The organism is Longispora urticae (genome assembly GCF_053902585.1).
This window is the reverse complement of sequence record NZ_JAQZSH010000008.1, coordinates 57,382-71,636: the sequence shown is the minus strand read 5'-3', so window position 1 is coordinate 71,636 and position 14,255 is coordinate 57,382. Positions and strand designations below refer to the sequence as shown.

Here is a 14,255-nt window from a genome sequence, read left to right as displayed (position 1 = left end):
GTCGGGGCGGCTGCTAGCTTCGTCAGGATTCTCTGACGACGAATGGTGGACATGACACCCGAACTCGTGCTGCGGCCCCTGGCTGACGCCACCGAACTGCCCCTTTTCCGGTCCCTGCCGTACGTGCTCGACCACGAGCTGGCCGACGACCTGGCCACCGGCCGGCGCCGCCCGGAGTGGATGTGGGTGGCGCTGCGGGCCGGCAGGGTCGTCGCCCGGCTGGCGTTCTGGTCCCAGCCCGGCGCGGTGGCACCCGAGTCCTTCGACTTCTTCGACCTCGACGGTGCCGACCCCGACCGGGTGGCCGCCGGGACCGCGCTGCTCGCCGCCGCGACGGCCGCCGTGCTGCCGGCAGGGGCCGCGCGGCCGGACTTCATCCGCTTCCTGCCGCCGGACTGGCGGGACGAGCCGGCGACCCGACAGGCCACCGAGGACCTGCTCGGCGTACTGACGGCGGCCGGCGCGGAGCTGTTCGTGGAGCGGCTGCGGCTCGAATGGCTGCCGGGTACGCCCGTACCGGAGCCGTCGGGGCGGCTGGAGTTCACCCCGGTCACCGACGAGGCGGAACTGGTCGAGCTGATGGCGTGGGTGCTCGACGGCACCCTGGACGCGTACAGCCGGGCCGACCTGGAGTCGATGACCCCGGCGGAGTCCGCAGCGGCGCAGTTCGACGAGGAGTTCGCGCATTTCCGGAGCCCGCGCGACTGGTGGCGGATCGGCCGGCTGCCCGGCGGTGGGCCCGTCGGGTTCGTGGTGCCGGCCCGCAACGACTACAACCCGATCATCGCGTACGTCGGGGTGCTGCCGGAGCATCGGGGCCGCGGGTACATCGCCGACCTCCTGGCCGAGGGGACCCGGATCCTGGCCGGGCAGGACGTGCCCCGGATCCGGGCGGCCACCGATCTGGGGAACGTGCCGATGGCTGCGGCGTTCGCCCGGGCCGGGTACCGGACGTTCGAACGGTCGGTCGTCCTGCGCTGGCGATGAGCGCCCCCACGCCGGCGGGCCAAGGCCGAGCGCCCAATCGTCCACACGGCTGCTGGGTGGGCCGCGTTCACGGCCGGCGCGAAGTCATGCGAACTCGACGTCCGACCGTCATGCACCAGGTCGCGGGCCGACGTCCTCCAGGTCGGCAAGACTGCCTCGGACCATGTCGGCGTTCGCCCGGTCACCGTTTTCCTCGAACGCCTCCACCGCCCCCACCCAGCACCGACGAGCCTCGTCAGCGCGGTCTGCCGACTGGTACACGAGGCCGAGGTTGAACAGTGCCGTCGCCTCACCGTGCCGGTCCCCGGCCTCCCGGAGGACCACCGTTGCCTGTTCGTGAACGGCGATCGCCTCCTCGAACCGGCTTACCGTGTGCAACGTGATCCCGAGGTTGTTCAGCGCCAGGCCCTCGCCGTGCCGGTCGCCGATCTCCCGGCAGATCGCCAGATCGCCTTCCTGCGCGGTGATCGCCTCCTCGAATCGACCTACCTTCTGCAACGCGTTTCCGAGGTTGTTCAGCGCCATGCTCTCGCTGTGCCGGTCGCCGGTCTCCCGGTGGACGAGGGCGGCCTGTTCGCAGGTGGTGATCGCTTCCTCGAATCGGTGCACCCCCTGTAACGCGAGGCCGAGGTTGCTCAGTGCGGTTCCTTCGCCGTGCCGGTCGCCGGTCTCCCGGTAGATGAGGATGGCCTGTTCGCAGGTGGTGATCGCTTCCTCGAATCGGTGCACCCCCTGTAACGCGAGGCCGAGGTTGCTCAGTGCGGTTCCCTCGCCGTGCCGGTCGCCGATCTCCCGGCAGATGAGGGCGGCCCGTTCGCAGGCGGCGATCGCCTCCTCGGCTCGGCGCACCAGCCGTAGTGCGTTTCCGAGGTTGTTCAGCGCCATGCCCTCGCCGTACCGGTCGCCGATCTCCCGGTAGATGAGGGCGGCCTGTTCGTACGCGTCGATGGCGGTCTCGAACCGGCGCACCTCCTGCAACGCGTTTCCGAGGTTGTTCAGCGCCGTGGACTCACTGCTGCGGTCGCCGATCTCCCGGCAGATGAGGGCGGCCCGTTCGCAGGCGGTGATCGCCTCCTCGAATCGGCGTACCTGCCACAGTGCGAGTCCGAGGTTGTTCAGCGCCCTGGCTGCCCCGCGGCGGTCGTGGAGGGCGCTGCTGGCGGTGACGGCCAGCTCGGCGAGGGTGACCAGTTCGGTGAGGTGCCGTCGCCAGGACAGAAACTCCGTCAGGATGGCCGGAAGGCTGGCGGCGGTGTGGTGGTCGCCGTTCGTTGCGGCGTGGGTGGCGGTGGCGATGAGGTTGGGGTGTTCGGCGTCCAGCCATGCCAGGGCGTCGGCGCGCCCGGCGAACCGGTCGGGCACGGCCTGTCCGGGCAGGGCGCGCAGGTGGTCGTCGGCGGCGTCCGCGGTGGTCAGGTAGTAGGCGGTCAGGCGTTCGTGGGCCGCGGTCTCGTCCGCCGCATGGACGCGGGCGGTGGACGTGTGCAGACGGATGAGGTCGTGCATCCGCCACCGGCCCGCCCCCGACGGCTCGATGAGATTCGCGTTGCGTAGGACCCGGAGGTGCCGGCGCACCGTCGTCGCCGGCTCGTCGGTCATGGCGACGACGGTCTCGGTGGCGATGTCGGGGCCGGGATTGAGCGTCAGCAGGCGCAGCAGTCGGGCGGCCTGTTCGTCGCGGGTGGTCAGGTGCCGGAGCGACAGGTCCAGGACGGCGGCCACGCTGCGGTCGCCGTAGACGAGGTCCTTCAACCGGGTCGGAGCCGACAGGTCGGCGGCCAGTGCCGTCACGGTCAGGTCGGGGTCGTCGGCCAGGATCGCGGCGGTGATCCGCAGGGCCAGGGGCAACCGGCCACAGAGTTCGGCCAACCGGAGCGCCGCGTCGGGGGCGGTGACGATTCGCCGGTCGGTCGTGTCCCGCGAACGCAGCACCTCGTCGAGGAGTTGGACGCAGGCGTCGTCCTCGAGGACGTCCAGCTTGAAGATCGCGACCCCGGGCAGTTCACCCAGGGTGTGGCGGGAGGTGATGAGTACCCGGTGCGCCCGGTGCCGGGGTAGCAGCTGTGCGACCTGGGTGGAGCCGGAAACGTTGTCCAGGACCAGCAGCACCGGTTGGCCCGCTGTGGCCCGTGCGGTCAGGAGCTGGTGGTAGACGGCCGCCTGCTCACCGATGGTCGCGGGCATGTCAGCAGCCGGAACGCCCAACGCGCGCAGCATCGGCGCGAACACCGCGTCGGCCTCCACCCGGCCGCCGGGGTCGTAGCCCAGCAGGTCGGCCATCACCGCCCCGCCGGTGAACCACCCGCGCCCGACCGCCACGGCGGCGGCATGCCGGGCCAGGGCGGTCTTGCCGACCCCGCCCAGACCCGCAACAGCGGACACCACCGTCGCACCCGAGAGCGGCCCCGCCGGATCCAGCCGGGACACCAGGTCGGTGACGTGGGTGTCACGGCCGACGAACACCTCGCCGAGGCCGGCGTCCGGGCCGAGCACGGGTTCGACCACGGCCACGGGGCCTGGCCGGGCGGCCTCGTACACGTTGATCGTGCCGTCGCCGACCATGTTGACCCGGGCCTGGCCCGACGCGTCCACCTCCTGGCGCACGCCAGCATGGCCGGGCGTGTCCACGTCCTGATTCAGGCCGGTGGCCGGGCTCTGGCCCGACGCGTCCACCTCGTGTGACACTCCGCCGGTCGGGCCCCGGCGTGGCGTGCCCGCGTCCCGGTGCGCGCCGGTCGGCCCGGGGCGGGGTTGCGGCGGGGTGGTCACTACTCGTTGACCGTCATGCTGCCCTGGCCGACCACGTTCACCCGGGCCTCGTCGAAAGCCTTGACCTCCTGGCGGACGTCACCCGTCCAGGCCTGGTCACCGGTCGGCGCGGCCAGGTCCTCGCGGAGCAGTCGGCGCAGCTCGTCGGCGACCTGCGGATCGGCGGCCAGCAGGCGTCGCAGGCGGCCCTGCCACTCGCCGACCAGGGCCTCGGCCACCGTCGCGTCGCCGGCCTCGCGGGCGGCCAGCAGCTCGGCGCGCACGTCGACGAGCTCGGCCTCCAGGACCTCGGCGCGTTGCGGCCACACCCGCCGCCACAGGGATCCCATCGCCGTCTTCGTGATCTGCCACGCGTCGGTGGCCAGCAGGCCCACCACCGTCGTGCCCGCCGCCGAGGCCAACGCCACCAACTCCGCGTCCACCACACACCACCCTTTGCCTGGTACGGAATCCACCCATGACGTTAGGCGCACACATCGATCCACTTCGGCAGCGCGGGAGTCGCGTCGGCGACAGCTGGGCGGGACCGCGCACGGCGCTGGTGGTGCGGGGCCGTGCCGGGGAGGTCTGGTGGGTCACCGTGCCGGGGAGTGGCTGCTGGGGGCCGTGCCGTGGGCTCCCTGGGCGTGACCGTGCCGGGTGGGCCCGGGGGCGTGACCGTGCCGTGGGCTCCCAGGGGCGTCACCGTGCCGGGGGCTGGCTGGGTGGGGACCGTGCCGGGTGCGGGCCCGCGTTGTGACCGTGCGGTGGGAGGCCAGCCGAAGCGCCCCCGTGGGTGACCGTGCCGTGGGAGGGCTGGTCGGTCACCGTGCCGGGGGCGCGCCGATTCGTACTCGGATGAAGGTTCTAGCGGTTGTGCCAGGCGCGGAGCAGCGCCACTTCCTCTTCCGGGGTGAGGCCGGCCGCCAGGGCGGGTTCGGTCTTCTGGCCGCGCCACCAGTCGAGCGTGGTGCGGGCCGTCTCCGCCGCGCTGCGCACCGTGAGGCCGGCCGCCGTCGCGGGGGTGGTGTCCCGGCAGAGCATGCCGGCGTACTCCCGCCACACCCACAGCGGCAGCGAGTGCGGGCCGGCCCAGGGCTCGACGCCCCGGTCGAGCAGGAAGTCGTGGTCGACCCAGGTCAGTTTGGCGTTGGAGCCCACGCCGGAGGCGATCTCGGTGAGCAGGTCGCCGAACGGCCGGGCCGGCCCCGTCCCGTCGAACGTGCCCGTCAGGCCCTGCGTGACGCCCCGCAGCAGCCAGCTCGACAGGTCCGCGACGTCCACGTACTGCACGAGGCGCTCCGGCTCGCCCGGCACCAGCACCTCGCCACCCTTGGCGAGCCGCAGCGGCCAGTAGGAGAACCGGGGGATCGCGTCGCCGGGGCCGACGATCAGGCCGGCCCGGCAGATCAGCGCCGGCACCCCGCTGCTGCGGACGGCGTCCTCACAGGCCACCTTGTTCGGCCCGTAGCCCTCGGCGTCGGGGTCGTGCAACGGCGTCTGGTGGGCGAGTTGCCCGGGAACGGACTGGTCCGCGTACGCCGAGATGCTCGACACGTACGTCCAGTGCGCGACACGCCCGGCGAGCGCTTTCACCGCCTCACGGACATGCTCGGGATTGCTGGACACGTCGACGACCGCGTCGAACGTCTGGTCGGCCAACGGATCGAGCCCCACAGACCTGTCGAGCTGGACAAACGTCGTCCCGGCCGGCGCCGTCCCGCTCTTTCCACGGGAGGCGCAGGTCACATCGTGGCCGGCGGCGATGGCTTGACCGGCGATGGAGCGGCTCAGGAACACGCTCCCGCCGAGGATCAGCATGCGCATCCGGCAAGTATGCCCCGTGGAGTGCCACGAGGTGGGCCTCGGACGCCTAGGCTATGCATCGTGAGCGAGCTTCTTGTCTGGATCGACTGTGAGATGACCGGCCTCGACCTTGGGCGTGACGCCCTGATCGAGGTGGCGGCATTGGTGACCGACCCCGAGCTGAACGTGCTCGGAGACGGGGTCGACATCGTCATCAAGGCCCCCGACGAACTGCTGAACGGCATGGTCGAGGTGGTCCGCAAGATGCACTCGAAATCCGGCCTGACCAAGGAAGTGCGTAACGCTACCGTTACGGTGGGTCAGGCGGAAGAGATGATCATGGAGTACGTGTCCCAACACGTCCCCAACCCGCGCACCGCCCCGCTGTGCGGCAACTCCATCGCGACCGACCGCGGCTTCATCGCCCGGGACATGCCCATCCTCGACGCGCACCTGCACTACCGCATGATCGACGTCTCCTCCATCAAGGAGCTGGCGCGCCGGTGGTACCCGCGGACCTACTACGGTCAGCCCGCCAAGGGCCTGGCGCACCGGGCGCTCGCGGACATCAAGGAGAGCATCCGCGAACTGGAGTACTACCGCCGCACCCTGTTCGTCCCCGGCCCCGGGCTGGACGTCGACGGGGCCAAGGCCGTGGCGGCGCAGGTCGTGGCGGAGATGCCGATCGGGGAGTAGCCCGTCGCGCCCCTCGGTGGGCGCGACGCCACCAGTCGGCTCGGCCGAGCGGACTGGCTGGACGCTGTGGTGGTCCGACCTGGGCGTTCGACCCGGGAAACGCGAAGAGGCCCGATCCGGAGATCGGGCCTCTCGCACTTGCAGGGTGACTGACGGGACTCGAACCCGCGACCCCCGGGACCACAACCCAGTGCTCTACCAGCTGAGCCACAGCCACCATGCGCCCCATTGCCTGGGGCGACGACCCATCATAGCCGGATCCCACGGGTACCGCACCAGCGGGTTGCCCGGGCGCGGCGGCGACCCCCGGATTGGCTCGCCCGAGGGGGTGCGTGTTAATGTTCTCTCCGTTGCAAGCGAGCGCCGCTAGCTCAATTGGCAGAGCAGCTGGCTCTTAACCAGCGGGTTCGGGGTTCGAGTCCCTGGCGGCGCACAACAGATAGGCCCCGGTCTGCGGAGACGCAGGCCGGGGCCTTTTTCGTCTCCACGACTCCCCGTCGGATGTGTCGAGATCGCCCCGACCGCGCGGCCGCTCGACTGCTGTCACCCTCATGGCCGCCCGGATGTCCTCCCTGGATCCGCGTGGCCCCCGCCCGCCGCCTCTGCATAACCTCGCCACTTTTATGCAGTTATTTGTCCTCTTTGTCTTATTTGTCTGATTATGATGCTGAGTCGTGGTGGATGCTCAGGGCCCGGAAGCGGCCGACGTGGTCATTCTCGGCGCGGGCCCCGCCGGGCTGGTCCTCGGCAACCTGCTGCACCGTGCCGGCGTCGACTGCGTGATCCTCGAACGCGGGACCCGGGCCGACGTGCAGACCCGGGCCCGCGCCGGCTTCCTCGCCGCGAACACCGTGCGGATCCTGGACCGCCACGGTCTGGCCGAGGGGCTGCACCGCGCCGGCCGCGAGCACAGCCGGTGTGAGTTCCGTACCGACGACGGGCGCTTCACCCTGGACTACGCCACCCTCGGCCGGGGCGAGCGGCACACCGTCTACCCGCAGCAGGACCTGGTCACCGACCTACTGACCGAGTACCTCGCGGCAGGTGGGCGGATGCACTTCTCGACCGAGGCGCTCGCTGTGACCGGGGCGGACTCCACCCGACCCCAGGTGACCGCGCGCGGCCCGGACGGGGCTGTGGGGCGCTGGCGGGCCCGGTACGTGGCCGGCTGCGACGGCCGGCACGGCGCGGCCCGGCGCTCCCTGCCGGCGGGCGCGGCGCCCCGCCGGCACCACGACCACGGGGTGACCTGGCTTGCCGTCCTCGCCGAGGCCCCGCCCAGCCTGGACGCGGTGGGCTACGCCGTCCACGACCGGGGGTTCGCCGGCCACATGGCGCGCGGCCCGCAGATCACCCGCTACTACCTGCAGTGCGAGCGCGGCACCGCCGCCGGGACCTGGACCGCGGAACGGATCTGGGCGGAACTGTCGGTCCGGATGCGCGCCGAACGCTATGGGCCCCTGCGCCAGGGGCCGATTCTGGACCGGACCGTGTTCGACCTGGAGTCCGACGTGCTCGAACCGCTGCGGCACGGCTCGCTGCTGCTGGCCGGGGACGCGGCGAGCCTGATCAGCCCGTGTGCCGCGAAGGGCGCGAATCTCGCGGTCCTGGAGGCCGAGCTGCTGGCCGAGGCGCTGGTCGACGACCTCCACCACGGCAACCCCGGACCGCTGACCGGCTACTCCGAGCGGGCGCTGACGCACGTCTGGCGGGCGCAGGAGTTCACACACTGGATGGTCCGGCTGTTGCACGCCGCGTCCCCGTTCGACCGTGCCCTGCTGCGTTCCCGGCTCGCGTCGCTGCGCACGTCCCGCAGCACGCAGGACTGGTTCGCGGAGAACTACCTCGGGGTGTGACCGCCCCGACAAACGCCACCGATCAGAGAGCGCACGCGATGATGACGACCACCCATGACACGGACCGGCTGCGAGCGACCGCGGAGTTCGTCCGCGAGCACGACGCCGCCGCGTTGTTACCGTTCCTGCTGCCGGACCTCGACGGCCTGGAGACCCGCGCGCTGGCCGACCGGTGCCGGTTCTCCCACGCCGCGCTGGTGGTCTTCCCGCCGGACCAGGAGACGCTGCGGGCCGAGTTGGCCGCGTCGGGCCTGGTGCCGGACGGGGCCCCGCAACCGAGCGTGGTCGTGCGCGACCGGTTGGCCGCGCGCCACCGGTGCCGCGCGGACACCCTCGACGTGACGATCCTGCGTCCCGAGGTGTCCGGGCCGGACGGCGTGCGCCGGACCGTCGAGGTGTTCGTGCTGCCCGTCCCGCCGGGCTCGGACCTGGCGGAGCTCGCCGGTCGCGAACGGGTCCGGGACGAAGAGGCGCACGTCGCCTTCGCGGTCGACGACCCCGATCCGCTGGTACTGCACGGGTTGCGTGCGATCCTGCTCCGGCGCGGTGCCGTCCCGGACGGCGGGGGCTACAACCCGCACGAGGACGCCACGGTGTTCTACTTCGGCACCCCGCGGGCGAAGGTGTGCTATCAGCGGATGGAACTGTACGTTCCCGGCGACCACCGCGACGTGCTCGACGCCCACCTCGGACAGCACGCAGAAGAGCCGGCCGAACGACTGCTGCGCCTGCTGACGGGCGCATGGACCACCCAGGCCCTCGCGGCGGCGGCCGAACTGGGGGTGCCCGACGCCATGGACACCGACGCGGACACGGACGTCACGGACCTGGCCGGCGCGACCGGCACCGATCCCGACGGCCTGGCCCGGCTGCTGCGGTACCTGGCGATGCTCGACGTGGTGGCACCGGGTGGCGACGGCTTCCGGCTCACCGAGCTCGGGGCGCTGCTCCGCGCCGACGGACCACACTCGATGCGCCCGCTCGCGCTGATGTAAGCCGGACCGTTCTACCAGTCCTTCGCCCACCTCGGACACGCCGTGCGCACCGGGCGGGACGCCTTCGAGCACACCTTCGGCGAGCACCACTTCGCCTACTTCGCCCGGCGCCCGGAGCTGGCGGACCTGTTCGACCGGTCGATGGCCGCCAGCTCGCGGATGTTCGAACCCGTCCCCGCGCATCCGGTGTTCGCCACCGCGCGACAGGTCGTCGACATCGCCGGCGGCAACGGTGAGCTGCTCGGCCGGATCCTGACCGCACACCCGCACCTGGCCGGGGTGCTGGTCGAACGGCCGCACGTACTGGCCGGCGCCCGACGCTCGCTGGCCGCGGCCGGTTGTGAGGAGCGTTGCTCCTTCGTGGCCGGTGACTTCGCCGACGTGCCACCGGGCGCCGACGTGTACGTCCTCGCCCGGATCCTGCACTACTGGGACGACGACCGCTGCCGGCAGCTCCTCCGGTACTGCGCCGAGGCCATGCCGGCGCACGCCACCCTGCTGATCGTGGAGCGGATCCTGCCCACCGACGGCTCGGCCTCAGCCAGAAGGCACGCCCTTCGCGTTTGAGCGTCGCCACGAGCTCGTCCTCGTCCACAGTGGCCGTCACGCGGTGGTTGGCGTCCTCGCGACTGACGCGGACGCCGCCGCCCTCCCGCTGAAAGGTCAGCTTGATGGGCTGGCCGGGGAAGTACGTGCTCGCCTCGTCCGCGCCCGCTCTGAGCTTGGTGGCCATGCCGATCAGGTAGCCCCACAGCCAGTTGACGTCATCCCAGGCGCTGATCCCGGTGAGCGTCGTGCCGTTGATGACGAGTTCGATGGCGCCCTCGACCCCACAGTGACTCGGTCTGTTGCCCTCGTCACCGAAGGTGCTCCGGCCGTGACCCGGTAGAACCTCAGGGGCGGCGCAGGAACACCAGGCCGCCGGAGCCCGGATGTTGTCCGTCGGGGGCGGCCTGATAGGTGATCAGCACCTCGACGACCTCGTAACCCCGCTCGACGGCGGCCTGGATGATCGCCGTCGAGCCGGACGGATAGCCGGGCGGGTCTTCGAACTCGATGATGGCGACCCGCACCCCGGGGTACCGGCGCTCCACGAACGAGAACATCGTCGGTACGAGCCCGGAGATGTCGGCGGGGCGGCTCTCGCTGGCGAGGTACCGACCCGTCCGCCGCAGTTCGTGGACCGAGTCCACCAGGTCGGGATCGCCGTGGTCCTTGAACGTGCCGCGGGTCCTGGGGTGGGGCGGTGACGTCAGCAGGATCGCCGGCCGCGGGTCCGGCGGGGCGTCGCCGTGCTCCTCGCGAATGCTCAGGCAGGTGACGTCCAGGTCGGTGGCCGCGGGACCTCCCGCGAGGTCCTCGGTGATCCAGCGCAGGCGATCCCCGAACGACGGCCCCGACGGGAGCTCGCTTTCCGCCACCAGGCACGCGGTGGCGAGCGTCAGCACGGAGCGGTCGGGCGATGTCCACTCCGCTGCGGCACGTCGGAGGTCGGCGGCGTCCGGGTCCGGCCCGGCGGTCTCCAGCAGCCGCTTCCACGCCCCGATGTCGTAGGGCCGGCATTTGGTGAGGGCGAACAGCGCGCGAGGTGGATACACCTCGAACCCTCTGAACGCCATGTCCTCGCAGCGGGCGGCGACGGCGGCGCTGCCCGCGCCGCACAGCGGGTCGACGACGAGCTCGGCGGACGGCGCCAGGTCGCGGGCCAGCGAGATGAGGTGCCCGACCTCGCGAACCGTTCGCCCGTCCGGTACCTGGAACCAGCGGTCCACTGGTTCGCTCTCGTCGGGCAGGAAGGAGAACCGGTGGTAGTGATCGGGTGCGAAACGCTGGTTCTCGCGCATCATCACGTCAGGACCCCGCCTCATCCATACATCGACATACGTATGATGCCATCATGCGCCCGCCGCGTCATGGCAGTGGTTTCCCCGATCAAGGCCACACTGTGAACATTCAGGCTGCGATCGAACGAATCGGACCGTACATCACGAGAACCCCGTGTGAGCTCGCACCCGACGGCACCTGGCTGAAGCGGGAGGACCTTCAGCGATGTGGATCGTTCAAGGTCCGCGGCGTGCTCAACCATGTTCTCTCCGCACCCGGGTCGGAGGTTCGGTCCGGCGTCGTCTGCGCCTCCTCCGGAAACACCGGCCGTGCGTTGTGCTTCGTGGCCGAGATGATCGGCACCGGCGCGCACGTGTTCCTTCCCGCGCGCACGGCTGCCCACCGCATCGCCCGGCTGAGCGCCGCCGGGGGCACCGTCCACCTCGTCGACGGGGATTTCGCGGACGTGTCACGGCACGCGGGTGGGTTCGCGCGGGAACACCGGATGCTCTTCTGTTCGCCCGGTGCCAGTTGGCAGTTCGTCTACGGTGTCGCCACCGTGGCGGTGGAGGCCTTCGCCCAGGCCGACATCGAGGCGATCTGGGTGCCGGTCGGCGGCGGGGGCCTCGCCGTCGGGGTCGGTCTCGCGGCGGCGGCCCAGGTCGGGAAGCCGCGCGTGGTGGGCGTCCAGGTCGAGGCCTCACCTTTCGTGTTCGACCTGTTCCACGGGCTGAGCGGGTCTCGGACCATTCCCGACGACTCCGTCGCGGACTGCCTCACCGGAAACCTCGAGGACGGCGCGATCGTCAAGGACGAGCTCTTCGACGTGCTGGACGATGTGCTCCTGGTGTCCGAGAGCAGGCTGGTGGGGGCGACGTCGCTGCTCGGGTCGCTGGGAATCCGCGTCGAACCTGGTGCGGCGGCCGGATACGCCGGCGCTCTGGCGGCTCGCGGTTCTCGCGACGACGGCCGGCGGACGCCGTGGTGTGCGGTGCTCACCGGCGACGACTGGCCCGTCAGTCTCTGACGTGGGTCCGCTTCAACCACCTGCCACGGGTTCCGTACCTGGCGTGGAAGGGTTTGCGACCGTGCACGGCGCGCAGATTGTCGATCACGAGGAGATCGCCGGGTGACAGCGCGACACTGTCCAGGCGCCCTTCGATCTGCGAGCACAGGCGCGCCATCGCGTCAGCATGCGGCCCGTCCGGCGCCGCCGTCATGAAGTACGGGTCGAGCCGGATCGTGATGTCCTCCACCGGGCCGGTCAGTATCGGATAGCGGCGCTCCTGCCGCTCCCGGCCCACATGGGACAGGTCGGGCCTGAAGCCGAAGCAGGGTGTCCGCAGCGCCACCAGGTCGCGGTCAGTGAGCTGGAGCCCCGAGATGGGGCCGAACGTCGTCTCGGCGCGCTCGTCGTTGCGGAGGCACAGGAGGCCTATGAAGGCCGGGGGATGAGTCTGGTACGCGTCCTCGGTGTGCCAGCGGATGGTCTCGGCGCTACCCGAACTCACCTGCTCGTGCGCGTGCGTCCGGTGGGCGACGATGTCCTGGACGAGCCTGCCGTTCTGCTCGTCCGGCCATCCGAACGCCGTTCCCAGGGCGGCCGATATCAGGGCCGCCATCGCGTCGTACGGGGTGAAGGACCGGACCTGGCTCCAATGCTCCGGCGTGGGACCGAGATCGTCGTCGACGACCTGGAGCCCCGACACCAGGGTCACGCCCGCCCGGCTGGGGACGAGGCGGGCGAGGTGTTCCCGCAGCCGGGGCGGGAGCTGTTCGGCGGTACCCGTGGCGGTGACGGCGGCCCTTCGGACCTGGCGTGCCTCGGCGTCGGTGAGTTCCAGTACACGCATCAACCTGCCCCCATCAGCTCGGACATGCGCACGCGTCCCCCGGGCCCCTAGCGCCGGCTCTGCCAGCGTCGGGCCAGTTGCGGGGTCAGCGACTCGCTGCCGCGACGGGTCAGGAACACCGCCGACAGCCCGGTCAGCGCCGCGCAGACCGCGGCCGCCCAGGCCCAGGACATGACGGGGCTGCCGTACCGGACCACGAGAACGCCGGACACGGGGGCGCAGGCGATGACGATGGACAAGGTCCACGTCACGACGGTCTGCCGGAACCGCATGAATATCGAGAACTTCGATCGTTCGTACAGCATCATGGCCACCGTCACGAACAGCGCGGCGCCCAGACCGGCCCAGATCGATGAGGACACCCGCCCGAACGCCACCGGCAGCGAGATCAGGAACGGGTAGACGCCGCCGAACTCGGACAGCGAGTTGCCCCACTTCATGTGATGGCTGAACACGTTGGTCCGCAACCGCGCGAGTTCTCCGGAGGTGTTCGCGTAGATGATCAGCGAGAATGTCGTCGCCAACGCGGCGCCCATCAGCACGATGCGGACCGCGTCGGGATAGAGCGGCGAGGTCAGCGACAGACCGAGCAGAAAGGTGATGGCGGCCAGGATGCCGCTCGAGGTCGCGACCCCCGCGGAGGTCTCGTCGGATTGCAGGGTGGCCAGGTCGTCGACTTCGAAGTGGGAGATCTCGAACATCGGACCCGTGGCGAGGGTGAAGGCTCCCGTGATGGCGTACCGGCCCAGGGAGAGCAGCGATTCGATGTGTGCCGTCGCCGACATGGGCACGAAGAAACGGTCATCCGGGTCGACGTACTCGGTCTTCACCTTGTACTGGCAGTAGTAGCGGTCGCGGCCGGGCCCGAAGTAGTCCTTCAGGAGCCGCCGTACCACGAATCCGTTCGACAGCAGCATCCTCAGCATCGCGTGGTTCGCCGGGCTGGTCACGGTCGAGACTGATTGTGACTCCAGCGTCGAGTGCAGGACGTTGCGTTCCAGCAGTTCGGTGAGCAGGAGAACTCCGAAACCCTGCCGGCGCCATTCGGGGTGCACCCCGATCGCGCTGACAAAGACGTGACTCGGGTTCGGCACCTCGTACGTCAGCAATGCGATCAGGCGGGACTCGACCGTGACCACGCGCACCCGGCCCGCTTCGACGGCACGTTCTATCTCACCGGCGACGGCTGGTTCGAGACTGAGGTCATCCTCCGGAAAGCACAGGCGATCGAGTTCGACGAGTGAAGGCAGGTCGGCCGTTGTCGCATCGCGCAGTACCGGTTTCGTACCCACTGTCCCATCACACCATGGGCCGTTGCCCATCGACAGCGGGCGATGGTGTCCCGTTTCCGACACCGTGGGCCCTCCGTGCCGCGGCGCCGGGACCTGCCGCTCGGTGCGGGACGGCAGCTCCACCGCACGCCCCGCAATTTCCACCAAATGGGCATTATTTTGTACCCAGCGGCAGGTTGTTGGATGCTCTCGACCCCC

At 70.8% G+C, this 14,255-nt stretch carries 11 protein-coding genes, 2 tRNA genes and 1 pseudogene; 7 read left to right on the top strand and 7 right to left on the bottom strand.

The window, feature by feature from the left end; all coding sequences use genetic code 11:
- Window positions 1-51: 51 nt before the first annotated feature.
- Window positions 52-987 carry a GNAT family N-acetyltransferase gene (locus tag PT931_RS04065; RefSeq protein WP_456244339.1) on the top strand — a complete coding sequence of 312 codons (936 nt, stop codon included), beginning with the start codon at window positions 52-54 and terminating at the stop codon, window positions 985-987.
- 108 nt (window positions 988-1,095) lie between these two features.
- On the opposite strand, the gene PT931_RS04060 is transcribed toward PT931_RS04065, so the two are convergent.
- The 3 genes from PT931_RS04060 to PT931_RS04050 all read right to left on the bottom strand — a co-directional run bounded on the left by PT931_RS04060 (window position 1,096) and on the right by PT931_RS04050 (window position 5,562).
- The gene (locus PT931_RS04060) at window positions 1,096-3,591 is read right to left on the bottom strand and encodes a tetratricopeptide repeat protein (RefSeq protein WP_456244338.1); all 2,496 of its coding nucleotides are present in this window, start codon (window positions 3,589-3,591) and stop codon (window positions 1,096-1,098) included.
- 164 nt (window positions 3,592-3,755) lie between these two features.
- A complete protein-coding gene (locus PT931_RS04055) occupies window positions 3,756-4,178 on the bottom strand; it encodes a hypothetical protein (protein WP_456244337.1) in 423 nt (140 codons plus the stop codon).
- Window positions 4,179-4,602: 424 nt separating this feature from the next.
- Window positions 4,603-5,562, bottom strand: coding sequence for an NAD-dependent epimerase/dehydratase family protein (locus PT931_RS04050; protein ID WP_456244336.1), 960 nt, complete (start codon window positions 5,560-5,562; stop codon window positions 4,603-4,605).
- A gap of 60 nt (window positions 5,563-5,622) precedes the next feature.
- Between PT931_RS04050 and orn the strand changes: the two genes are divergently transcribed.
- Window positions 5,623-6,237: an oligoribonuclease gene (gene orn, locus PT931_RS04045; RefSeq protein ID WP_456244335.1), complete on the top strand. Its 615-nt coding sequence runs from the start codon at window positions 5,623-5,625 to the stop codon at window positions 6,235-6,237.
- A gap of 144 nt (window positions 6,238-6,381) precedes the next feature.
- Here orn and PT931_RS04040 read toward each other — a convergent pair.
- A tRNA-His gene (locus PT931_RS04040) sits at window positions 6,382-6,454 on the bottom strand.
- A gap of 143 nt (window positions 6,455-6,597) precedes the next feature.
- Here PT931_RS04040 and PT931_RS04035 point away from each other — a divergent pair.
- The 4 genes and pseudogenes from PT931_RS04035 to PT931_RS04020 form a co-directional block, all read left to right on the top strand.
- Window positions 6,598-6,670: transfer RNA gene (locus tag PT931_RS04035), tRNA-Lys, on the top strand.
- 241 nt (window positions 6,671-6,911) lie between these two features.
- On the top strand, window positions 6,912-8,093 hold the full coding sequence (locus tag PT931_RS04030; RefSeq protein WP_456244334.1) for a 4-hydroxybenzoate 3-monooxygenase: 1,182 nt from the start codon (window positions 6,912-6,914) through the stop codon (window positions 8,091-8,093).
- A gap of 41 nt (window positions 8,094-8,134) precedes the next feature.
- Complete coding sequence (locus tag PT931_RS04025; protein WP_456244333.1) at window positions 8,135-9,088, top strand: methyltransferase family protein; 954 nt, start codon at window positions 8,135-8,137, stop codon at window positions 9,086-9,088.
- 33 nt (window positions 9,089-9,121) lie between these two features.
- A pseudogene (locus PT931_RS04020) lies at window positions 9,122-9,655 on the top strand (methyltransferase); the annotation flags it as partial.
- 326 nt (window positions 9,656-9,981) lie between these two features.
- Here PT931_RS04020 and PT931_RS04015 read toward each other — a convergent pair.
- Window positions 9,982-10,956, bottom strand: a complete 975-nt coding sequence (locus tag PT931_RS04015) for a hypothetical protein (RefSeq protein ID WP_456244332.1) — start codon at window positions 10,954-10,956, stop codon at window positions 9,982-9,984.
- Between the two features lie 29 nt (window positions 10,957-10,985).
- On the opposite strand from PT931_RS04015, the gene PT931_RS04010 reads away from it, so the two are divergent.
- Window positions 10,986-11,939: a pyridoxal-phosphate dependent enzyme gene (locus PT931_RS04010; RefSeq protein WP_456244331.1), complete on the top strand. Its 954-nt coding sequence runs from the start codon at window positions 10,986-10,988 to the stop codon at window positions 11,937-11,939.
- On the opposite strand, the gene PT931_RS04005 is transcribed toward PT931_RS04010, so the two are convergent.
- A complete protein-coding gene (locus PT931_RS04005; RefSeq protein WP_456244330.1) occupies window positions 11,929-12,765 on the bottom strand; it encodes a hypothetical protein in 837 nt (278 codons plus the stop codon). The two genes, PT931_RS04010 and PT931_RS04005, sit on opposite strands and share 11 nt — an antisense overlap.
- Window positions 12,766-12,812: 47 nt before the next feature.
- Entirely contained in the window at window positions 12,813-14,201 is a 1,389-nt protein-coding gene (locus tag PT931_RS04000) for an N-acetyltransferase family protein (protein ID WP_456244428.1), read from the bottom strand.
- Window positions 14,202-14,255: the final 54 nt, after the last annotated feature.